This window comes from Duganella sp. S19_KUP01_CR8 (assembly GCF_036688705.1).
Classification (GTDB): domain Bacteria; phylum Pseudomonadota; class Gammaproteobacteria; order Burkholderiales; family Burkholderiaceae_D; genus Rugamonas.
Genome location: NZ_JAQQPR010000002.1, coordinates 81,471 through 104,017, shown reverse-complemented (window position 1 = coordinate 104,017; position 22,547 = coordinate 81,471). Strand labels below are relative to the sequence as shown.

Genomic DNA, 22,547 nt, shown 5'->3' with positions numbered 1-22,547 from the left:
CTTTTTTGCGGGCGGCCGTATGATATATTGCTTCCATCCACATTTTATCAGACGCCCCCATGTCGCTACACCCATCCTCCCCGTATCTCAAGGTGCCGGCTGGCGCGCGCTGGAAAGACGCCGTGTCCGGCCGGCCCGCCGCCGACATCGATCCGCACCTGGCGCCGCGCATGCAAATCTCGCCGACCCAGCAGGTGGCGTCGGCCGGCAGCTGCTTCGCACAGCGCATCGCCGAAGCCCTGCAGCAAAGCGGCTACGGCTACATGGTGGCCGAGAGCGGCCCCGGCTTCATCCCCGAGGCGGACCGCAAGGCGCTGGGCTACGGCGTCTACTCGGCCCGCTACGGCAACCTCTACACCACGCTGCAACTGCTGCAGCTGTTCGACCGCGCCTACGGCCGCTTCGAGCCGGCCGAGCCGCTGTGGCGCAACGCCGAAGGCGGCTATGTCGATCCGTTCCGCCCGTCGGTGCAGCCGGGCGGCTACGCCAGCGAGAGCGAGTGCCTGTGGGACCGGCGCGAACACCTGGCGGCGGTGCGCAAGATGTTCGAGCAGCTCGACGTGTTCGTCTTCACGCTGGGCCTGACCGAATCGTGGCTCAGCATCGAGGACGGCGCGGTGTTCCCGGTCTGCCCCGGCTCCGGGCTGGGCGGCGAGTTCGATCCGGCCCGCCACCGCTACCACAACTTCAGCGTGGCCGAAGTCAGCGAGCACATGTCGCAGTTCATGGCGCGGCTGGCCGAGGTCAACCCGCGCGCGCAGGTGATCCTGACGGTGTCGCCGGTGCCGCTGATGGCCACCTTCGAAGAACGCCATGTGCTGCAGGCGACCACCTATTCCAAGGCGGTGCTGCGGGTGGCCTGCGAAGAGGTGGTGCGCCGCCACGCCAACGCGCACTACTTCGCATCGTATGAAATCGTCACCGCCAGCGGCGACAGCAACAACTACTTTGCGCCCGACCGCCGCAGCGTGCTGCCGGCCGCCGTGGAGCACGTGATCGCCTGCTTCCGCCGCCAGTACATGGGCGAGGCACCCGCCACCGCAGCGCAGGCCGCGGCGCCGCAGGCCACGCCCGCATTGCCGGACCAGCCGATGTGCGACGAACAGCTGGTGATGGACGCGCTGGCCAGCCACACGGCGAAAGGACCATGACGATGGCGGTAACCCTGCTCGGCACCCCCAGCCCTATCCACGTCATCGGCGAAAGCCACACCCTGATCTTCCGCAACCTGCTGTTCCGCGCCAGCGGCGGCGAGCAGCTGTTCCAGACCCGCATCCGCTACCTGCCGCACGTGCTGGCGCAGAACTTCTGCGATCCGGCGGTGCGCGCGTTTCACCAGGATCTGCTGGAAGCCTTCCGCGCCGAGGAGCTGCTGCGGCCGGACCTGTCGCCGGCCCACCATTCGCTCGACGGCGCCACCATCAGCGGCGCCTGGATGGAGAAGCGCGCCATCGTGGCGCCGGCCGTGGTGCTGTGCATCGGCGACCTCGATATCCACCACCTGCTGGGCCAGTTCGCCGACTATGATTTCGAGCTACCGGGCGATCAGCACTACGGCGTCGACCGCAGCAAACGGCCGATCGCCCACGCCACCATCCGCAGCCAGATGGAGAAGCTGCTGTCGCCGTTCACCGAAGGCCTGCGGCTGCTGCGCGGCTTCGGCTTCACGCGCATGCTGGTGCATTGCCTGCCGCCGCGCACCGTCGACGACGCCGCCACGCTGCGCTGGACCAAGGTGCACAAATCGGTGCGCGCCAAGCTGACCGTGATCGCCAACCAGTTCCTGGCGCGCGAGTGCGCGGCGATCGGCGTTCCCTTCATCGATGTATGGCCGGAACTGTGCAAGGACGGCTATCTGCTGCCGGAGTACGACCTGGACGGCACCCATCTGACGGTGGCCGCCGCGCAGGTCTCGCTGGACAAGATCGTCGCCAGCCTGCACCAGCACACCTGGGATGCGCACAACATCGCGCGCTACCAGCACGCGGCCACGCAGGCGCCGCGCCTTGCGGCAGCGGATGCCACGGCGGTCGACCGTCCCGCGCCCGGCATCAGCACCGGCCAGCTGGACGCGCCGGTGCAGGCATTGCAGGCGCCGCGCGACAGTTATCGCGCCGCGCCGGAACTGGCGCCGCGCCTGGACTGGAGCGCCGCGCCGGCCGCCGGCCGCGCCGCGCTACTGAGTGCGCAGCCCAGCGCCGAACAACTGGCGTTGGCGGCCCAGCTGCTGGGCCAGGGCGTGGGCCAGGCGGTGCTGCATGGCGATGTGGATTTTGCGATGACGGTGTCGAGCTTCCGCCCCAGCCGGATCGCGGCCGGCAGCGCGCCGCAGGTGCTGGCGCGGACCACGCACAGCGGCGGCTTGCGCAAAGCGGTGCTGCGCATCGGCGGCGGCGGCACCATCGGCTTCGCCTCCGCCACCGGCGAGACGCTGCACGTGATGAGCGCCGCGCCGGGCGCGCTGGCGGTGTACGACCCGGCCGCCGCGCTCTGCATCCTCGATCCGGCGCTGGGCGAAATCAGCCTGGTGGAAATCGCGCTGATGCCGCTGGGCGCGGGACAGCCGTTCCGCGTGGTGTGGAGCGGCCAGCATGAGTGGCCGCTCGATCCCTTCCAGTACGGCGTGGCCGGCATGCTGGCCGAGCCGCCGTTCGATGGCGCGCAGATGACGATACGCGCGCTGGCGATGGCCTGACGCCGGCGGCCTGCTAGGCCTTGGCCGGCTTGACCAGCGGCGCGTCCTTCTGCGATTTGACCACCTGCATGGCGGTGGCGATCAAGCCGCTCATCTCGCCCAGGTTGGCCGGGATGATGATGGAGTTGTTGGTCTTGGCCAGCTGCGAGAAGGCGCCCACGTACTGCTCGGCCACCTTCAGGTTGACGGCGTCCTCGCCGCCCGGCTCGCGGATCGCCGCACCCACCTGGCGCAGCGCCGACGCATTCGCTTCGGCCAGCGCGACGATGGCGGCGGCCTGGCCCTGGGCGCGGTTGATGGCGGCCAGCTTGTCGCCTTCCGAGCGGGCGATCTGCGCCTCGCGTTCGCCGTTGGCGATGTTGATCTGTTCCTGCTTGCGGCCTTCCGAAGCCGAGATCAGCGCCCGCTTTTCGCGCTCGGCGGTGATCTGCGCCTGCATCGCGTGCAGGATCTCTTTCGGCGGCGTCAAATCCTTGATCTCGTAGCGCAGCACCTTCACGCCCCAGTTGGCGGCCGATTCGTCGATGGCGTTGACGATGGCGGTGTTGATATGGTCGCGCTCTTCAAACGTCTTATCCAGTTCCATGCGGCCGATCACCGAGCGCAAGGTAGTCTGCGCCAGCTGGGTGATGGCGGTGATGTAGTTGGACGAGCCGTACGAGGCGCGCATGGCGTCGGTGATCTGGAAGTACAGGATGCCGTCCACCTGCAGCTGCGTGTTGTCGCGCGTGATGCAGACCTGCGGCGGCACGTCGAGCGGGATCTCCTTCAGGATGTGCTTGTAGGCGATGCGGTCGACGAAGGGGATCACGATGTTCAGGCCGGGTCCCAGCGTGGCGTGGTACTTGCCGAGCCGCTCGACCACCCAGGCGTGCTGCTGCGGGACGACGTTGATGGTCTTGAACACGAACACCAAGGCCAGGATGAAGATGATGAAGGTGACATTGCCGAAACTGATATCCATAAAACTCTCCGGTGGGTAAATCTTAGGCCGCCACGATCAGGCGGCTGCCGCGTACTTCGCGTATCGTAAATTGGCCGGGGGCCGGCGTCATGCCCGGCGCCAGCTCGACATCCCACAGCGCGCCGCGGTACATCACGCGCGCCGCGCCGTCCTGCCAGGCCGGCACGTGCACGGTCTGGCCGATGTCCATGTTGACGTTGGGGTCGTGCTCGGCCTTGGTACGGTTGACCAGCTTGCCGAAGCGGCTGCGCCGCAGCAGCGCGGTGGCGGCGATGCCCACCACGGCGGCCAACAGCGTCTGCAGCGCCATGCCGAAGCCCAGCAGCGCGGCCAGCGCGCCGGACACCAGGCCGATGGCGATCATCAGCAGGTAGAACGTTCCGCTGAACAGTTCCAGTATCACGGTGGCGCCGGCGGCGACCAACCAAAAACTCCAGTCAGCCATGATGCACTCCTCTCAGGTTTAAAAATGCAAAAACCCCCGCTTCCCGGTGCGGGCTGCGAGGGTTTTTGCGACAAGGTCCGTTGGTATTGATAGAGTTATTTGCTACTAAATTCGATAACCCCAGTCTAAACCAAATTACGCTTGCGTCAATACTTTATTATTTCTGCAGGGCTGCCAGCTTCTGCCAGGTGTCGATCACCGAGTCCGGGTTCAGCGACATCGACTCGATGCCCTGCTCCATCAGCCAGACCGCGAAGTCCGGATGGTCGGAAGGACCCTGGCCGCAGATGCCGATGTACTTGCCCTGCGCGCGGCAAGCCTTGATCGCCATCGACAGCAGCGCCTTGACCGCAGGATCGCGCTCGTCGAAATCGGCCGCCAGCAATGCCATGCCGGAATCGCGGTCCAGGCCCAGGGTCAGCTGGGTCAGGTCGTTGGAACCGATGGAGAAGCCGTCGAAGTGCTCGAGGAACTGGTCGGCCAGGATGGCGTTCGAAGGGACTTCGCACATCATGATCAGACGCAGGTCGTTCTCGCCGCGCACCAGGCCGTTCTTGGCCAGCAGGTTGACGACTTTTTCAGCCTGGCCCAGGGTACGCACGAACGGCACCATGATCTCGACGTTGGTCAGGCCCATGTCGTTACGCACGCGCTTCATGGCCTGGCATTCCATTTCGAATGCGCCGGCAAAGTCGGCCGCCAGGTAGCGCGCCGCGCCGCGGAAGCCCAGCATCGGGTTTTCTTCGTCCGGCTCGTAGCGCGAACCGCCGATCAGCTTCTTGTACTCGTTGGACTTGAAGTCCGACAGGCGCACGATGACTGGTTTCGGCCAGAAGGCGGCGGCGATGGTGGCGATACCCTCGGCCAGCTTGTCGACGTAGAAGGCTTTCGGCGAGGCGTGGCCGCGCGCGACCGACTCCACCGCTTTTTTCAGGTCGGCGTCGATGTTCGGGTATTCCAGAATCGCTTTTGGATGCACGCCGATGTTGTTGTTGATGATGAACTCAAGACGCGCCAGGCCAACGCCGCCGTTCGGCACCGACTGGAAGTCGAAGGCCAGCTGCGGATTGCCGACGTTGAGCATGATCTTGGTCGACAGCTTGGGCAGCTCGCCGCGCGACACTTCCGAGATTTCCGTTTCCAGCAGGCCGTCGTAGATCTTGCCCTCGTCGCCTTCGGCGCAGGACACGGTGACGAAGGTGCCGTCCTTCAGGATCTCGGTGGCGTCGCCGCAACCGACAACCGCAGGCACGCCCAGTTCACGGGCGATGATCGCCGCGTGGCAGGTACGGCCGCCGCGGTTGGTGACGATGGCCGAGGCGCGCTTCATGACCGGTTCCCAATTCGGGTCGGTCATGTCGGCGACCAGCACGTCGCCCGGCTGCACGCGTTCCATGTCGGCCGGATCGTGAATCACGCGTACCGGACCGGCGCCGATCTTCTGGCCGATGGCGCGACCGGAGGTCAGCACCGTGCCGCTCGATTTCAGCTTGAAGCGCTGCTGCACGTCGGTCGCCTTCTGCTGCGACTTGACGGTTTCAGGACGCGCTTGCAGGATGTACAGTTTGCCGTCGCGGCCATCCTTGCCCCACTCGATGTCCATCGGACGGCCGTAGTGGTTCTCGATGATGACGGCGTACTTGGCCAGCTCCACCACTTCGGTGTCGTTCAGCGAGTAGCGGTTGCGCAGCTCGACCGGCACGTCCACGGTCTTGACCGAACGGCCAGCCTTGGCTTCGTTGGTGAACTCCATCTTCAGCAGCTTGGAGCCGATGTTGCGGCGGATGACAGGCGATTTGCCTTTTTCCAGCATTGGTTTGTGAACGTAGAATTCGTCCGGATTGACCGCGCCCTGCACCACCGTCTCACCCAGGCCGTAGCTGGAGGTGACGAAGACCACGTCCTTGAAGCCGGACTCGGTGTCGATGGTGAACATCACGCCGGCCGCGCCCAGGTCGGAACGGACCATGCGCTGCACGCCGGCCGACAAGGCGACTTCGGCGTGGGTGAAGCCTTTGTGGACGCGGTAGGAGATGGCGCGATCGTTGTACAGCGAGGCGAAGACATGCTTCATCGCATCGAGCACGTTTTCGATGCCAACCACGTTGAGGAAGGTCTCCTGCTGGCCGGCGAACGAAGCGTCCGGCAAGTCTTCGGCGGTGGCAGAGGAACGCACGGCGAACGACATCTCGGTGGCGGAATCGGCGACCAGTTGATTGTAGAAGGTCTCGATTTCCTGTTGCAGGCGTGGCTGGAACGGGGTTTCGACGATCCACTGGCGGATCTCGGCGCCGGCTTGCGCCAGGGCGCGCACGTCGTCGATATTCAGGTCGGCCAGGCGGTCGGCGATGCGTTCGGCCAGCGGCTTGCCGCCGTCGACGCTGTGCGACAGGAAATCGCGGAAAGCCTGGGCCGTGGTGGCGAAGCCGCCCGGAACCCGGACGCCGGCGCCAGCCAGTTGGCTGATCATTTCGCCTAATGAGGCGTTTTTGCCGCCGACGGATTCAACATCCGTCATGCGCAAATGTTCGAACGATGCGACATATACCGCTCCGTTGCTCTGCTCCTTCAATGCTGCGTTGGACATAATGACACCCTTTTGATGATAGAAATCTTCCAGCGAGGCGCAGACTTTGTTTCTTGTTATTCTGGTCGTCGTGCAGCACAATCTTACCTATGGCGCCCATTCTACAGCCTGCGGCCCAAATTGACGATTCACAATAATGACAGGCTTACTCTACATGACACAAGAACAACGACCTCCCCTGCCCACGGTAGCCCGCACGGTCTTCTTCGTTTCCGACGGCACCGGCATCACGGCTGAAACCTTTGGTCACTCGGTCCTGACCCAATTCGAGCTGCGTTTCCGCCAGTTCCGGCTGCCGTTCATCGATACGCTGGACAAGGCGCACGACGCGGTACGAAAAATTAACGAAGCCTTTGAAACCGACGGTCAACGTCCGATTATCTTCTCGACCCTGGTCAAGACCGAGCTGTCGGACGTGATCCGCCAGTGCAAGGGCATGTACATGGACATGTTCCAAACATTTGTTGCGCCATTGGAACAAGAGCTGGGCGCCAAGTCGACCCACACCATCGGCCGCTCGCATAATATTGTCGACAGCGAGGAGTACAAGAACCGCATCGAGGCGATCAACTTCTCGCTGGCGCACGATGACGGCCAGTCGCACAAGAACCTGTCGTCGGCGGACGTGATCCTGGTGGGCGTGTCGCGCTCGGGCAAGACGCCGACCAGCTTGTACCTGGCGATGCAGTACGGGATCAAGGCGGCCAACTATCCATTGATCCCGGACGATTTCGAGCGCGGCAGGCTGCCGTCGTCGCTGTACGAGTTCAAGTCCAAGATCTTCGGCCTGACCATTACGCCGGAGCGCTTGTCCGAGATCCGCAACGAACGGCGCGCCGGCAGCAAGTACGCGGCGCTGGAAAACTGCCGCTACGAGGTCAACGAGGCGGAAATGATGATGAAGCGCGAAGGCATACGCTGGCTGTCGTCGACCACCAAGTCGATCGAGGAAATCTCCACCACCATCCTGCAAGAGATCAAGCCTAACCGGCGCGAGTACTAACAGTGCGCCTGATTGCGCTGCTGTTCGCCGCTTTAGCACCGGTCGCGGCGTGGGCGCAATCGACCGCCTTTGTGCATGTCAACGTGGTGCCGATGGATAGTGAGCGGGTGTTGCGCGACCAGACGGTGCTGGTCAAAGATGGCCGCATCGAGGCGGTGGGTGCGGCTTTGCCTGCGCCAGCCGGCTATCGTGTCATCGACGGCCACGGTGCGGCATGGCTGTCGCCCGGCCTGGCCGACATGCACACCCATTCCGAAACCCGCAACGACCTGGCGCTGTACCTGGCCAACGGCGTCACCACGCTGCTGAACATGGGCGGCGCGCGCGCCAACCTGGTCGACAGCATCAGGCCGGCCGTGGCGCGGGGCGCGCTGCCGGGCCCCCATGTCTACGCCAGCCTGATGGTGGACGGCACGCCGGACTTCAACGGTTTGCAGGTCAAGACGCCGGCGCAGGCGCGCGCGGTGGTCGACCTGGCGGCCGCCAATGGTTACGATTTCATCAAGGCGTATGTGGGGCTGGCGCCGGACGTGTTCAGCGCGCTGGCCGAAGCCGGCCGCGCCCAAGGCCTGCCGCTGGTGGGCCACGGCGTGACGGCGGTGCGGCTGGAGCGCCAGTTGGCGCAGGGCCAGGTGCTGGTCGCCCATCTGGAGGAATTCTTCTACACCTATTTCACGCCGCCCGGCGTGCAGGAAACCGACGCTCCGCCCGATGAGGCGCGCATCCCCGAGGTGGTGGCGCTGGTCAAACGCCATGGCGCGGCGGTGATTGCCGATCTGGTAACCTACCATGCGATCGCCGGCCAGCTCGGTCATCCCGAAGTGCTGCGGGCCATCCTGGCCGCGCCGCAGACGGCCTACGTGGCGCCGGCCGACGTCCAGGCGTGGCGCCGCAGCGGCTACGGCGGCAAGTCGGCACGGCTGGAGGCCAAGCTGGCCTTCCTGCGCAAGCTGACCAAGGCCATGGCCGACGGCGGCGTCGAGTTACTCTCAGGCACCGACGCGCCGACCTTACCCGGCGTGGCGCCGGGCTATTCCCTGCACGACAATCTTGCAGAATTGGAAAGCTCGCATCTGAGCCGCTATCAGGCGCTGGCAACGGCCACCAGCGCGCCGGGCGCCTTCATCGCGCGCACCAAGGGTGGCGTGCCGTTCGGCAAGGTGGTCGCCGGCTATCGCGCCGATCTGGTACTGACCGAGCATAATCCGCTGGATGGATTATCAACCCTGCGCACGCCATTAGGCGTTATGGCCGAAGGCCGCTGGCGCGACCAACCGGCACTGAAGGAGTTATTGGCCGGTGTGCGCAGCAGCTACCGGCCGGATTGATTAAACGCAGCAAGTAGAGATTAAGCCTAATCGGCGCGAATATTAAATTAACCTGTGGAATAAAACAGTTAAGAAACCAATTCTTGCCAAGTTTGCGGCTTCAATTTGAAACTTCAGGGTCATTCCATTGTTGAATGTAACCATGTGCATCCGATGGGCAGCAGCATTCCAAGAATTACCAGCATCAATAAATTAATTCCCTTGCATCCCAACTTTTCGAAGCCCACCTCCGGATTTGCCACTGCTGCGCAAGCTTCTAGGCAAATCAAAAAAATAATGCTTTAGCCTGCGGCAATATCAATTAATCGAAACAGTCTGGAACCTGGACTCGGGTCGCCCTGTGGCGTCGCAACGAGCGTGGCCCAAACTTGCCCCGTATTCATGCTAAATATTGGCGCAAACAGGCTGAAAATTTGCATGATGGTGCCGCCCTCTATCAGCCTCACTGACTCGCAGTCCCTCATCTGGGAACACGATTCCAGTTGAGTCGCGCCGGCTGAGTTACCACCTGTTCTAATTGCCAAACAAAGTTCAAGCAGGCCAGTAGGATTATGCATATGGGATGCGCTGCCCGGCGCCTTGCAGCAAAGCCCCGATTTTCTCTTCTATTTCCTCCTGCTTTTTCAAGCATTAAGCTATTTCCGAATTCCCCGGTTTAAATATGGGAAAGCCGAAAATAATAGAGAAGAAAATAGGAGGTTTGCTATAAGGAGCGTGCGTGCCCACCGATACCCTGCTCAGGGCGGCGTGCGCGGTTGTAATCAGGAGAAAAAGCGAGGGTCGTAGATCCAGCGTTTAATGGTTGTTGCTGTTATGGAGGTAACATCCGGATGTAGCGGATTAATCAGCACATTATATTCATCAGGCACGCTTACCGACGGCACAAGCAATAGCGCCGAACTATTCGATGCCACCCAGGCGTCACCTGTCATCCGGCTTGTCATACCGGACGGAACCGCATCCCATCCGCCAGGCAACGGGTCGAGCACGAGACGCGTGTCCCAGACACCGTCGGGAACGTCGATTCGCACCAGAAAGCGATTGAATGGCAGGCCACCATTGCGTATATGCAAGACCGTTTCAATGGTCGCCAAGGCAATGTTGCTGGCGCTGTAGATGAGGGGCGTGCCAACGCTATTCCAGCGCCCCCCGGAAATCTTGGCGCCGGCGCCGGTAAGATCGTTGGCCTCATAGCTTGGAGCCTCGACGGCTATCCGCCACAAGGACATGGTCATGCATAGGCTCCGCTCTGGCTCATGGACAGCAATTCAGCCACCAGCTTTTGCCCTTCGAAAGTGTCCATGTAGCTGGCCGGCGTTGCGCCACCAAGCGCAGGTAGTGGCTTGGCTAGCCAGTCCGCAACCCAACGTGGAGCGTCAAAACCGGTCGGGTCGCCGGACTCCTCCACCATCGCTTGCACTTTGCCGATCAAGGATGCCACACCCAGGACACGCTCGGATTCGTCTTTCGACAATGCCGTCTCGTCCTTCTCCTTCCGGCTGATGGTTGCGCGTGACAGGCCGAGGCTGCCGAGCAGCAACTCTTTACTCATCCCCATCATCGACGAAAGCTCGCCGACCATCGAGGCTGGAATACCCTTTCGGATCGCGGCAATCCGGGTTTGGGGATCAACTCGATAGAGCTTATTGGTGTCAATAACTGGGGCTGACGCGGGTTTCTTGGAATCTGACATGATCATCTCCTTTGAGACAACAGTGTAGCTCAAATGAGGCGCCGCAGACCCGTCGTTTCGCTCAGAAGAAATGCTGCCAGTCGGCCAGCCAGGCGGGGAATTCCTCGACCGGCATCGGCTTGGCGATATAATAGCCTTGGGCATATGTGCAGCCCAGGCCTTGCAGGAAATCCCAATCCTGTTTTGTTTCAACCCCGACCGCCACCGAACGACGATCAAGGCTGCGCGCCAATCCCAAACAGGAACGCAGCACCGTGCCTATGGCCTGTTTCTTGGAAGCGCCATCGACAAAACTACGGTCTATTTTTAATTCGGAGAATGGAATACGCGCCAGCAGTTGCAGATTACTCCGACCGGTGCCGTAGTCATCGATCGCCAGGCCAAAGCCCTTCATCCGCAAGCGCAGCAGCCGTTCGAGGAAATGTGGATCGGTGGTCAATACCGCCGATTCGGTCATCTCGAAAGTAATGTAATCGGACATGATGCGATGCCGCTCCAGGCAGGCCGAAATCTGCTCCATGAATTGCGGATGCGCCAATGTTCCTTGATCAACATTGATGGAAAATGAAATCGGAATACCCTGGTCGTGCAGGGTGCGGCAGGCCGCCACCGACTTCTCGATCATGCTCCAGTCGAGGAAATCGATGCGCCGGTTGTCCTCCAGCACCTGCATGAACGACGCCGGCCCCAGCACGCCATACAGCGGATGGCGCCAGCGCGCGAACATCTCCAGGCCCTTGACCTGCCCGGTCTCCAGCTCGATCTTGGGCTGGAAGAAGGGATCGAACTCGCGCATCTGCAAGCCCTGCCCCACCTCGGCGAACGAGATCGGCGGCGTCTTGGCATAGCCGCCATCGGCACGGGCCTCGTCCGGTTGCAGATAGTTGGTGATGAGCATCTCCAGCCGGCTGCCGATCACCGGCTTGCCGATCGCGCCCAGCATATTGATGCCGTAGGCCGCCGCCATCGTCTCCACGGAGAACAGCACCGCGTTCGACTGCGCCCCCACCACCACCACCCCCATGCGGGATTTGGCTTCGGACAGGCGGCGTATCAGTTCCAGCGCATCCATGCCCGGCAGCGCCAGGTCGATGATGGCGATATCCACCCGCGGCGTGATGCCGGCGCTGAAATGGCGCAGTGCAGTATGGCCGTCGGGCGCCTGCGTGATCCGGCCCACGCCCAGGTGCACCAGGATATCGGCCAGCGCATGCCTTTGTACCTGATCTCCCTCGGCTACCAGAAAGTGCAACTGCGCGATATCCATCAACGACTCCAATAAATCAGTTATATCTGATTCTGCCTGACTTGCTCGAAAAAGCATACTGCCGCGCATGCGGCCACATTCAGCGACTCCACCTGGCCCAGGTGCGGTATCACCACCTGATGCGTCGCCATCGACAGCAGGTCATCCGCCACGCCCTGCCCTTCGTGGCCGAACAGCCACGCCACCGGCTGGCGCAGGTCGACGTCGTACAGCCGCTGGGTGGCGTAACCGCTGGTCGCCAGCGAGGCCACCTTGGAGGCGGAAACCAGCTGCGCCAGGTCGACGTTTTCGAAGATATCGAGCACAAAGTGCGCGCCCATGGCCGCGCGCAGCACCTTGGGCGACCAGCAGAACGCCGAACCGGCGCTGCAATACACCTGGGTGATGCCGGCCGCCGCCGCGCTGCGCAGAATGGAGCCGACGTTGCCGGGATCCTGCACGTTATCAAGCAGCACCGCCGACACGGCCAGCGGCTCGGTCACGGCGCGCTCCGGCGTCTCGATCAGGAACATCACGCCGACGCCGTGTTCGACCTGGCTGACGGCGTTGTACATCGCGTCGGGCAATCCCAGCACGTGCGCATGCTGCGCCTCCAGCCGGCCGACGATCTCCATCACTTCCGGGTTGTGCAGCGCCGTTTCGCTGACGATGCACTGCTCCGGCAGGCCGCGCAGCTGCAAATAGGCCTGGCACAGGTGCACGCCGTCCAACAAGGTGCGGCCGGACTTGCGGCGCGCCTGCGAACTGCCGGCCAGCTTGACCAGCTCCTTGTACTGCGCGTTGTCGCGCGAGGTGATGGTCTTCATGCGGCACTCCCTGCGCGCAGCGCGAATTCTTCCAGCACCGCCCGCACCGGCGCGAACGAACGGCGGTGCACCGGCGAGGCGCCGTGCTCGCGCAGGCGTTCCAGGTGCAGCGCGGTGCCGTAGCCCTTGTGCTGGTCGAAGCAGTACTGCGGGTATTGCGCGTGCAGCGTCACCAGCGCGGCGTCGCGCGCGGTCTTGGCCAGGATGGACGCGGCCGAAATCGCATCGACCTTGTCGTCGCCACCGACGATCGCGATGCTCTGGATCTTCATCACCGGGCAGCGGTTGCCGTCGATCAGGGCCAGCGTCGGCACGGTGCTCAGCGCCTCCACCGCGCGCCGCATCGCCAGCATCGACGCCTGCAGAATATTGAGCTTGTCGATTTCCTCTTCCGACGCCTCGGCGATCGCCCACGCCAGCGCGTTGGCCTTGATCAGCGGCGCCAGCAAATCGCGCTTGGCTTCGGTCAGCTTCTTCGAATCGCGCAGGCCTTCGATCGGACGGGAAACGTCCAGGATCACGGCCGCCGCGTACACCGGGCCGGCCAGCGGACCGCGGCCCGCCTCGTCGACACCGCATATGATTTCATCGGGCGAGTCGGGCAGGAAGTCGAACAGGCCGGGGTTTTGGTTTTTCACGTTGAGACTCTTAGGCTTTGATTACTTTTAGCACGGCGGCCGCGCTCTCCACCGCGCTGTTGCGCAGCAGGCTGTGATGCATGTCGGTGAAGCGCTCAGTCAGCCGCAGGCGATGCGGCGCGTCGCTCAGTTGCTTCCACATGGCTTCCGCCAGCGCTTCGGGATTGGCGGCGTTCTGCAGCAGCTCCGGCACCAGGAACTCGCGCGCCAGGATGTTCGGCAAGCCTATCCACGGCTGGTAGCCGAAGTGGCGCAGGATCTGCCATTCCAGCTCCATCATGCGATAGGCTATCACCATCGGCTTCTTGAACAGCGCCACCTCCAGCGACGCCGTGCCCGAGGCCACCAGCACCGCGTCCGCCGCAGCGATCGCCGTGTGCGATTGCCCGTCCAGCAGCTGCACTTCAACGTCCTGAAGGCCGGCCTGCGCCACCAGTTCGAGGAAGTACTGGCGCTGGCGTTCGCCCGCCATCGGCGCCACGAAACGCAGTGTACGGTCGCGCTGCTTGAGCAGCCGCGCCGCAGTGATGAAGGCCACCGTGTTGTACTTGATCTCAGACATGCGGCTGCCCGGCATGATGGTCACCACGTTGGCGTCCTCCGGGATGCCCAGCGCGCGCCGCGCGCCCGCCACGTCCGGCGTCAGCGGGATCAGCTCCGCCAACGGATGGCCGACATAAGTGACCGGCACGCCGGCCTGGCGGTAGATCTCCTCTTCAAAAGGAAACACCACCAGCATGTGCGATACCGCCCGGATGATTTTCTTGATGCGTCCACCGCGCCAGGCCCAGATCTGCGGCCCGATGTAATGGATGGTCGGAATCCCGGCCGCCTTGAGCTGCTCTTCCAGCCCCAGGTTAAAGCCCGGATAGTCGGCGCCGATGAAGGCCGCCGGCCGCTCGGCCAGCAGCTGGTCGCGCAGCTGGTTCTGGATGCCCTTGATTTCGCGGTAGCGCGGAATCACGGCCAGCAGGCCGCGCACGGTCAGCTTGTCCATCGGCCAGTGGGATTCGAAGCCTTGCGCGATCATGTGCTCGCCGCCGATGCCGTGGAAGCGCGCTTCCGGCAGATGCGGGCGCAGGCCGGACAACAGCCGCGCCGCCAGCAAATCGCCCGACGGCTCGCCCGCCACCAGCGCCACCGACAGCGGCGACGCAGTCGGCGCCGTCAGGTCAGCGGACGATGCCACGGCTGGCGACGTTGAGGAATTCGCGCATCGAGCGGATTTGCTCGGCCGCTGCCGGCATCGCGTCCTCTTCGGCCTGCAAGGCGACCTTGGCCTCTTCCAGCGTCAGGCCGGAGCGGTAGATCAACTTGTACGCGGTGCGGATGCCGTTGATCTGCTCGCGGGTGAAGCCGCGCCGCTTCAAGCCTTCGATGTTGACGCCGTGGGCCTGCGCCGGATTACCGTTCAACAGCACGAACGGCGGCACGTCCTGGGTCAGCGAGGTGCTCATGCCGACGAAGGCGTGCGCGCCGATCTTGCAGAACTGGTGCACATTGGCGAAGCCGCTCATGATCACCCAGTCGCCGATTTCGACGTGGCCGGCGATCTGCGCGTTGTTCGAGAAGATGGTGTTGCTGCCGACCTGGCAGTCGTGCGCCAGGTGGACGTAGGCCGAGATCCAGTTGTCGTTGCCTAGCGAGGTCACGCCCTTGTCCTGCACCGTACCGGTGTTGAAGGTGCAGAACTCGCGGATGGTGTTGCGGTCGCCGATGGTCAGGCGGGTCGGCTCGCCGTTCCACTTCTTGTCCTGCGGCGCGGCGCCGATCGACGAGAACTGGAAGAACTTGTTGTCGCTGCCGATGGTGGTGTTGCCCTCGATGACCACGTGCGGACCGACCACGGTGCGCGCGCCGATCACCACGTTCGGGCCGATCACCGAATACGGCCCCACCTCGACGGATTCGTCGAGCTGCGCCTTCGGATCGATGATGGCGGTGGCGTGAATCTTGGCCATGATTACTTCCCTGCTGGCTGGCTGGCGTCGGTGGCGCTGCGGATGGTGCACATCAGATCCGCCTCGACCGCGGTCTGGCCGTCGACCGTGCCTACCGCCTTGTATTTCCAGATGCCGCGCGATACGCGCAGGATCTCGACGTTCATCACCAGCTGGTCGCCCGGCTCCACCGGACGCTTGAAGCGCGCGTTGTCGATGCCGACGAAGTACACCACCGAATTCTCGTCCGGCTTGATGTCCATGGTCAGAAACGACAGGATGGCCGCGGTCTGCGCCATCGCTTCGATCATCAGCACGCCCGGCATCACCGGCTTGTGCGGGAAGTGGCCGTTGAAGAATTCCTCATTGGCGGTGACGTTCTTAATGGCGGTGATGGTCTTGCCCGACTCCCAGTCCAGCACGCGGTCCACCAGCAGCATCGGGTAGCGGTGCGGCAGGTACTGCTTGATCTGATGGATATCCATGCATTTCTTCACGCAAGTGGATTCGGAGGTAACAGGGGTCGTGGTAGTGGTCATGATTATTTCTCGTCTTGATTCGTCAATGTTTTAATTGTTTTTTCCAGCGCGCGGATTTTATCCCGCATCGTCGACAGATTGCGGACGATGGCGGCGGATTTTTCCCACTCGCTGTTCTTTGCCAGCGGATAGAAGCCGGTGTACTGCCCCGGCTCCAGGATGGAACGCGACACCATGCTGCCCGAGCCCACATGCACCTTGTCGGCGATGGTCAAATGGCCCAGCACCATCGCGGCGCCGCCGAAGGTGCAGTACTTGCCGATCTTCGCGCTGCCGGCCACGCCGACGCAGCCGGCCATCGCCGTGTGCGCGCCGATATGGCAGTTGTGGCCGATCTGGATCTGGTTGTCCAGCTTGACGCCGTCCTCCAGTATCGTGTCGGCCAGGGCGCCGCGGTCGATGGTGGTGTTGGCGCCGATGTCCACATCGTCGCCGATCACCACCCGCCCGGTTTGCGGAATCTTGATGTAGACCCCGCCCTCGTTGGCGAAACCGAAACCGTCGGTGCCGATCACCGCGCCCGAATGGATGATGCCGCGCTTGCCGATCACGCAGCGCGACTGGAAGGTCACGTTGGCGAACAAATGCGTATCCTCGCCGATGACGGCGTCGCGGCCGATGTAGCAGCCGGCGTCGATCACCGCGCGCTCGCCGATCACGGCGCCGCTCTCGATCACCGCGCGCGCGCCCACGTGGGCGCTGGCGGCAACCACCGCGTCGGCCGCCACCACGGCGCTGGCGTGCACGCCCGGCGCCGGCACGATGGCCGTCAGCGATTCGAAATACTGCGCCGCGCGGGCGAAATACACGTACGGATTAGTGGTGACGATGCGCGCGCCTTCGTATCCGGCGGCGATAAAAGCGTCATCGGCGGCCGACACGATGAGTGCCGCCGCCTGGCTTTGCAGCGCTTGCGCGCGCAGTTTGCTATTGCTGAGAAAGCTGATGTGCGAAACGCCGGCGTCCGTCAGTGGCGCGATCCCGGTGACTTCCAGGTTCGCATCCCCCACCAACTGCCCGCCGAGGCGTTCGACCAATTCCCCTAGTCGAGTGCCCATCGGGTGATCCAATCTTGATGTGTTTTACTTGTCTTTATCCAGCGCGGCCAGCACTTTGTCGGTGATGTCGATGCGCGGGCTGGCCCAGACCGCATCCTGCAGGACGATGTCGAAACCTTCCACCGCCGCCATCTGCTTGATGATCTTGGTGGCTTTTTCCGAGATCGCCTGGCGTTCCTCGTTGGTGCGCTGGTTCAGGTCTTCGCGGAACTCGCGCTGGCGGCGCTGGTATTCCTTATCCAGCTCGAACACGTCGCGCTGGCGCTTGATGCGGTCGGCCTCGGCCAGCGTGGGGACGTCTTTTTCCAGCTTTTCCGACGCCGCCTTGAGGCGTCCGGCCATATCCTGCATGGCCTTCTCGCGGCTCTTGAACTCTTCCTGCAGCTTCTCGCCGGCCAGCTTGGCCAGCTTGGATTCGTTGTAGATGCGCTCAGGGCTCAGCCAGGCGATGCGCGAGGCCGAGGTCTGGGCCTGCACCGGCGCCAATGCACACCAGCCCAGTGCAAGCACGGCGAGAGATTTGGTCAGGGTAGCGGACGCAGTCTTCAACTTGTTTCTCCGAAGTAAATATCAATACTCAATGCCATCGCAATGTCTATCCGCCGCCTTAGAAGCCGGTACCCATCTGGAACTGGAAGCGTTCCAGGCGGTCGCCCGGCTTGGCGTTCAAAGGCTTAGCATAACTCAACTTGAGCGGACCGACCGGCGAAATCCAGCTGATGCCCAGGCCCGACGAGTAGCGCAGCTCGGAAGCGCGCATCTTCGCGCCTTCCTGGTACACCTGGCCGGTATCGACGAAACCGAACCAGCGCAGGCTGCGGTCCTGGCCCGAGCCAGGGAACGGCAGCTGCAGTTCGGCGGTGCCGAGCAGGCGCGAGGCGCCGCCCAGCGCATCGCCGTAGATCTGGTCGACCGCGCCCAGCGAGGAGCTCAGGTAGCCGCGCACCGAACCGATGCCGCCGCCGTAGAAGTTCTTGAACACCGGGTAGCTGCTGTTGCCCAGGCCATGACCATAATCGATCTCGCCCTTCAACGCCAGCGTCACCTTGGAGAACAGCGGCTTGTACCACTGCTGCTCGTAGACCGCGCGGTAGTATTTCTGCTGGCCGACGATGTCCAGCTCCAGGTTGGCGCGCTGGTAGCGGCCCACGGTCGGCGTCAGCGCCGAGTCGCGGCTGTCGCGCGCCCATGCCGCCGTCAGCGGCACGGCGTTGGTCGACGCGGTACCGATGCCGTCCGGGTTGCCGGTAATGGTGGTCACGTATTCCTTGAAGCGCACCGGCGAGGTGGCGTCGGTGGAGATGCGCGAGCGTTCCAGGCCGATACCGAAGAACACCGTGTCGACTTCCGAGAACGGCACGCCGTAGCTGATGCGGCCACCCTGCTGGCGAATGGTGTAGCTGCCGATATTGAGCGCCGGCGGCTGCTGCGTGCGCAGGTAGACTTCGTACGAACGCGATACGCCTTCGTCGGTGTAGTACGGGTCGGTCTGCGAGAACGACAGCGTGCGGCTGTATTTCGACGTATTGAACTCGATGCCGACGGTGGTGCCCGAACCGGCGAAGTTGGCCTGCTGGATCGCCGCCTGGAAGGTGAACTTCTCGGACTGCGAGAACGCGCCGCCGATCTGGAAGTTACCGGTCGGCTTCTCGACCACGGTCAGGTTGACGTCGACCTGGTCGGACGTGCCCTGGGCTTCCGGCGTGTCGATGGTCACGTCCTTGAAGTAGCCGAGGCGGTCGACGCGGTCGCGCGATAGCTTGATCTTGTTGGCGTCGTACCACGACGATTCGAACTGGCGGAACTCGCGGCGGATCACTTCGTCGCGGGTGGTGGTGTTGCCGGCGATGTTCATGTGGCGCACGTAGGCGCGCTTGCCCGGATCGATGAAGAAGGTGAAGGCGACTTCGCGCTTCTTCTGGTCGATTTCCGGATTGGCGTTGACGTTGGCGAAGGCGTAGCCGAAGGTGCCCAGGCGATCGGAGATCAGCTTGTTGGTGGCGGTCAGGCGTTCGCCGGAATAGGTTTCACCGGTACGCAGCAGCACCAGCGAGCGCAGTTCCTCTTCGCGGCCGAAGGTCTCGCCTTCGAACTTGATGCCGGAGACCTTGTACTTCTCGCCTTCGGTGATGTTGATGGTGATGTAGATGTCCTTCTTGTCCGGCGTGATCGACACCTGGGTCGATTCGATCTGCATCTCGATGTAGCCGCGATTCAGATAGTAGGACTTGAGCGACTCGATGTCGCCGGTCAGCTTGGTCTTGGAGTACTGGTCGGCCTTGGTGTACCAGCTGAACCAGCCGCCGGTGTTCAACGCCAGCTGGTCTTTCAGCTCTTTGTCCGAGAACACCTTGTTGCCGACGATGTTGATCTGCTTGATCTTGGCGATGTCGCCCTCGTCCACCGCGAAGGTGATGTTGACGCGGTTACGCTCGATCGGGGTGACGGTGGTGACGATCTTGACGCCATACAGGCCGTGCGACAGATACTGGCGCTTCAGTTCCTGCTCGGCGCGGTCGACCGACGCCTTGTCGAAAATCTTGGTCTCGCCCACGCCGATGTCCTTCAGCGCCTTGACCAGCGTGTCTTTTTCAAATTCCTTGGTGCCGGTGAACTCCACCTTGGAGATGGCCGGACGTTCCTCGACCAGCACCACCAGCACGCCGCCGTCGGCTTCCAGCTTGACGTCCTTGAAGAAGCCGGTGGCGTACAGCGCCTTGATGGCGGTGATCGATTTGTCGTCGTTGAAGGTCTCGCCGACCCGCACCGGCAGGTAGCTGAAGACCGTACCGGCTTCCGTACGCTGGATCCCTTCGACGCGGATGTCTTTGATGACGAAGGGCTCGATGGCCATGGCACTGCCGGCGCACAGCGCCAGGACAGCGGCGCCGATCAGGCTGCGGCGAAAGGAAGTTGAGTTAATACGGTCAGAATATAATTTCATTGGGGTTATTCAATGGCTAAATCAACGAACTACTTTTATATACAAAGCGAGCCTGTTACAACAGCCGCACGACGTCGTTAAACACCGCCAGCAGCATCAACGTCAGTAACAAGCCCATGCCCAGGCGCTGCGCAATCTCACCAAAACGCTCCGGCACAGAACGCCCAGTTAAAACTTCCAGCGAATAATACAGCAAATGCCCCCCATCTAGAACGGGAATTGGTAGCAAATTCATTACCCCCAAACTGATGCTGATGAAGGCGATGAAGCTTAAATAGCTGGCCGCGCCCATTCGCGCGGTCTGCCCGGCATAATCGGCGATGGTGATCGGGCCGGTGACGTTTTTCAGCGAGACTTCGCCAGTGATCATCTTGCCGATCATTTTGACCGTCATGGTGCAGGTATCCCATACCCGCGCCATCGCCTTGCCGACGGCCGCGACCGGGGATGATGGCACGCTGATCATATCCGGCTGCTGCTCGACGTAAGCGCTGATCTTACCGACTGTTACAGTTCCCTTACCGGTCTTTGCCTCGCTTTTTACCAATTCTGCCTGCGGCACCATCGGCAGCACCAGCTGCTGGCCGGCGCGGCGCACCGCCACCTGCACCGTCTTGCCGGCCGAGGCGCGGATGATGTCGATGAAGGCGATGCCGTCGCCGACCGGCGTGCCGTCCACCGACAACAGCAGGTCGCCCTTGAGCAGGCCGGCGCGCGCGGCGGGGCCGCCGGCGATCACTTCCTGCACCACCGGCGCCGGACGGCCCACGCCCACACCGAGCTTGCCCGGCACATCGCCTTCCAGGTCCAGCGTCGCCAGCGCCTCGGCCGGCAGCACGAAAGTGAAGCGGCCCTGCCCCACGCGCTCGACGGCGATGCGGGCTTCTTGTTTATCGATGGCGGCCTGGATCAGGTTCCAGCGCAGTTCGGACCACACGGCCACCGGTTGTTCGTTGACGGCGGTGACCACGTCGCCGCTGCGCAGGCCCGCGCTCCATGCGGCGGTGGGCACGGAGGCCGCAGTCGCCACCTCATTGGCACGTACGCTGATCTTGCTGGTCGGCTCTTCCACGCCGTGCATGTACAAGCCGGCGAACAGCACGATCGCGATCAGGAAATTGGCCAGCGGGCCGGCGGCCACGATGGCGATGCGCTTCCACACGTTCTGGCGGGTGAATTCGCGCTTGAGGTCTTCCGGCGGCAGGTCGCCCAGGTCGCCCTCGCGGGAGTCGAGCATCTTGACGTAGCCGCCCAGCGGCAGCGCCGACACCGCCCACTCGGTCTGGTCCGGCCCGAAACGGCGCGACCACACCACCTTGCCCATGCCGACCGAGAAGCGCAGCACCTTCACCCCGCACCAGCGCGCCACCAGGTAGTGCCCCAATTCGTGGAAGATGATCAGGGAGCCCAGGCAGACGACAAATGCCAGCACGGTTTGCAGGAAGTTCATTTTGCCAGTCCGGCGATATAGGTTTCAGCGGCGGCGCGCGCCAGCGCATCCTGCGCCATCACGGCGGCGATGCTGTCGGCGGCGCCATGCGGCAGCGCCTCCATCACATGCGCGCTCACGCGGTCGATCTGGCGGAAGCCGATCCGCAGGTCGAGGAAGGCTTGCACCGCGATCTCGTTGGCCGCGTTCAGCAGCGCCGGCGCGGTGCCGCCGGCCTTGAGCGCCTCGAAGGCCAGCGCCAGGCAGGGGAAGCGGTTGAAATCGGGACGTTCGAATTGCAGCGTGGCGATCTGGGTCAGGTCAAGCTGCGCCACGCCCGACTCGATGCGCTCCGGGTAGGCCAGCGCGTGCGCGATCGGCGTGCGCATGTCCGGGTTGCCCAGCTGCGCCAGCACCGAACCGTCGACATACGACACCATCGAATGGATCACCGACTGCGGATGGATCACCACCTCGATCTGTTCTGCCGGCGCGCCGAACAGCCAGTGCGCCTCGATCACTTCCAGGCCCTTGTTCATCATGGTCGCGGAATCGACCGAGATCTTGCGGCCCATCGACCAGTTGGGGTGTTTGCAGGCCTGCTCCGGCGTCACCGCGTCCAGCGTGGCGACGTCGCGCGTCAGGAACGGGCCGCCGGAAGCGGTCAGCAGGATCTTGGCGATGCCGGCCTTGGCGTCGCGCACCGCCGGTACGCGGCCGCCGAATTGCGGCATGCCCTGGAAGATCGCGTTGTGCTCGCTGTCGATCGGCAGCAGCACCGCGCCCGCCGCGTGGGCGGCGTCGATGAACAGCTGGCCGGACATCACCAGCGCTTCCTTGTTGGCCAGCAGGACCTTCTTGCCGGCGCGGGCCGCGGCCAGCGTCGGCGCCAGGCCGGCGGCGCCGACGATGGCGGCCATCACGCTGTCGACTTCCGGCGCGCTGGCGATCGCGCACAGCGCCGCCTCGCCATATTCCACTTCGGTGTTGACGCCGGCGGCGCGCAGCAGCGCCGTCAGCGCGCTGGCGCCGGCCGCCGTGCCGACCACCGCGCGCGCGGGACGGAACTGGATGCACTTGGCCGCCAGTTCATCGACGCGGCTATGCGCCGACAGGGCGTAGACGGAATAGCGCTCGGGATGACGGGCGAGCACGTCCAGCGTGGACACGCCGATCGAACCGGTGGCGCCAAGGATGGTGATGCGTTGCAT

Annotated in this window: 20 protein-coding genes; 4 read left to right on the top strand and 16 right to left on the bottom strand. The window is 63.4% G+C overall.

Going from position 1 to position 22,547, the window contains the following annotated elements; all coding sequences use genetic code 11:
- Positions 1-59 precede the first annotated feature (59 nt).
- Both V6M89_RS02345 and V6M89_RS02340 read left to right on the top strand, forming a co-directional pair.
- On the top strand, positions 60-1,151 hold the full coding sequence (locus V6M89_RS02345; protein ID WP_332851640.1) for a GSCFA domain-containing protein: 1,092 nt from the start codon (positions 60-62) through the stop codon (positions 1,149-1,151).
- Positions 1,148-2,695 (top strand): hypothetical protein, encoded by a 1,548-nt coding sequence (locus V6M89_RS02340; protein WP_332851639.1) that lies wholly within the window; start codon positions 1,148-1,150, stop codon positions 2,693-2,695. Before V6M89_RS02345 ends, V6M89_RS02340 begins: the two co-directional genes overlap by 4 nt.
- Positions 2,696-2,708: 13 nt before the next feature.
- Here V6M89_RS02340 and V6M89_RS02335 read toward each other — a convergent pair whose 3' ends face one another.
- The 3 genes from V6M89_RS02335 to ppsA form a co-directional block, all read right to left on the bottom strand.
- Positions 2,709-3,659 (bottom strand): SPFH domain-containing protein, encoded by a 951-nt coding sequence (locus tag V6M89_RS02335; RefSeq protein WP_116988667.1) that lies wholly within the window; start codon positions 3,657-3,659, stop codon positions 2,709-2,711.
- 22 nt (positions 3,660-3,681) lie between these two features.
- Positions 3,682-4,104, bottom strand: coding sequence for an NfeD family protein (locus V6M89_RS02330; protein WP_332851638.1), 423 nt, complete (start codon positions 4,102-4,104; stop codon positions 3,682-3,684).
- A 157-nt stretch (positions 4,105-4,261) separates the two neighbouring features.
- Positions 4,262-6,691 carry a phosphoenolpyruvate synthase gene (gene ppsA, locus V6M89_RS02325; RefSeq protein WP_332851637.1) on the bottom strand — a complete coding sequence of 810 codons (2,430 nt, stop codon included), beginning with the start codon at positions 6,689-6,691 and terminating at the stop codon, positions 4,262-4,264.
- A 154-nt stretch (positions 6,692-6,845) separates the two neighbouring features.
- On the opposite strand from ppsA, the gene ppsR reads away from it, so the two are divergent.
- Together ppsR and V6M89_RS02315 are read left to right on the top strand one after the other, a co-directional pair.
- Positions 6,846-7,694: a posphoenolpyruvate synthetase regulatory kinase/phosphorylase PpsR gene (ppsR, locus tag V6M89_RS02320; protein ID WP_332851636.1), complete on the top strand. Its 849-nt coding sequence runs from the start codon at positions 6,846-6,848 to the stop codon at positions 7,692-7,694.
- A gap of 2 nt (positions 7,695-7,696) precedes the next feature.
- On the top strand, positions 7,697-9,022 hold the full coding sequence (locus V6M89_RS02315; protein WP_332851635.1) for an amidohydrolase family protein: 1,326 nt from the start codon (positions 7,697-7,699) through the stop codon (positions 9,020-9,022).
- A gap of 761 nt (positions 9,023-9,783) precedes the next feature.
- Here the strand turns inward: V6M89_RS02315 and V6M89_RS02310 are convergent.
- The 13 genes from V6M89_RS02310 to ispC all read right to left on the bottom strand — a co-directional run bounded on the left by V6M89_RS02310 (position 9,784) and on the right by ispC (position 22,547).
- Positions 9,784-10,257: an RES family NAD+ phosphorylase gene (locus tag V6M89_RS02310; protein WP_332851634.1), complete on the bottom strand. Its 474-nt coding sequence runs from the start codon at positions 10,255-10,257 to the stop codon at positions 9,784-9,786.
- Positions 10,254-10,715, bottom strand: a complete 462-nt coding sequence (parS, locus tag V6M89_RS02305; protein ID WP_332851633.1) for a type II RES/Xre toxin-antitoxin system antitoxin — start codon at positions 10,713-10,715, stop codon at positions 10,254-10,256. The genes V6M89_RS02310 and parS overlap by 4 nt, the downstream gene beginning before the upstream one ends.
- 61 nt (positions 10,716-10,776) lie before the next feature.
- Positions 10,777-11,982 (bottom strand): EAL domain-containing response regulator, encoded by a 1,206-nt coding sequence (locus V6M89_RS02300; protein ID WP_332851632.1) that lies wholly within the window; start codon positions 11,980-11,982, stop codon positions 10,777-10,779.
- Between the two features lie 20 nt (positions 11,983-12,002).
- Positions 12,003-12,788 carry a TrmH family RNA methyltransferase gene (locus V6M89_RS02295; RefSeq protein WP_332851631.1) on the bottom strand — a complete coding sequence of 262 codons (786 nt, stop codon included), beginning with the start codon at positions 12,786-12,788 and terminating at the stop codon, positions 12,003-12,005.
- Complete coding sequence (rnhB, locus tag V6M89_RS02290) at positions 12,785-13,426, bottom strand: ribonuclease HII (protein ID WP_332851630.1); 642 nt, start codon at positions 13,424-13,426, stop codon at positions 12,785-12,787. Before rnhB ends, V6M89_RS02295 begins: the two co-directional genes overlap by 4 nt.
- 10 nt (positions 13,427-13,436) lie before the next feature.
- Positions 13,437-14,615, bottom strand: a complete 1,179-nt coding sequence (gene lpxB, locus V6M89_RS02285) for a lipid-A-disaccharide synthase (protein WP_332851629.1) — start codon at positions 14,613-14,615, stop codon at positions 13,437-13,439.
- Positions 14,599-15,387: an acyl-ACP--UDP-N-acetylglucosamine O-acyltransferase gene (gene lpxA, locus V6M89_RS02280; protein ID WP_020702765.1), complete on the bottom strand. Its 789-nt coding sequence runs from the start codon at positions 15,385-15,387 to the stop codon at positions 14,599-14,601. Before lpxA ends, lpxB begins: the two co-directional genes overlap by 17 nt.
- Positions 15,388-15,389: 2 nt before the next feature.
- The gene (gene fabZ / locus V6M89_RS02275) at positions 15,390-15,851 is read right to left on the bottom strand and encodes a 3-hydroxyacyl-ACP dehydratase FabZ (protein WP_332851628.1); all 462 of its coding nucleotides are present in this window, start codon (positions 15,849-15,851) and stop codon (positions 15,390-15,392) included.
- Positions 15,852-15,907: 56 nt separating this feature from the next.
- A complete protein-coding gene (lpxD, locus tag V6M89_RS02270; RefSeq protein WP_332851627.1) occupies positions 15,908-16,963 on the bottom strand; it encodes a UDP-3-O-(3-hydroxymyristoyl)glucosamine N-acyltransferase in 1,056 nt (351 codons plus the stop codon).
- 24 nt (positions 16,964-16,987) lie between these two features.
- Positions 16,988-17,512 (bottom strand): OmpH family outer membrane protein, encoded by a 525-nt coding sequence (locus V6M89_RS02265; RefSeq protein WP_217940231.1) that lies wholly within the window; start codon positions 17,510-17,512, stop codon positions 16,988-16,990.
- Positions 17,513-17,570: 58 nt separating this feature from the next.
- A complete protein-coding gene (bamA, locus tag V6M89_RS02260) occupies positions 17,571-19,907 on the bottom strand; it encodes an outer membrane protein assembly factor BamA (RefSeq protein ID WP_332851626.1) in 2,337 nt (778 codons plus the stop codon).
- A 55-nt stretch (positions 19,908-19,962) separates the two neighbouring features.
- The gene (rseP, locus tag V6M89_RS02255; protein ID WP_332851625.1) at positions 19,963-21,357 is read right to left on the bottom strand and encodes an RIP metalloprotease RseP; all 1,395 of its coding nucleotides are present in this window, start codon (positions 21,355-21,357) and stop codon (positions 19,963-19,965) included.
- Positions 21,354-22,547: a 1-deoxy-D-xylulose-5-phosphate reductoisomerase gene (gene ispC, locus V6M89_RS02250; RefSeq protein WP_332851624.1), complete on the bottom strand. Its 1,194-nt coding sequence runs from the start codon at positions 22,545-22,547 to the stop codon at positions 21,354-21,356. The genes rseP and ispC overlap by 4 nt, the downstream gene beginning before the upstream one ends.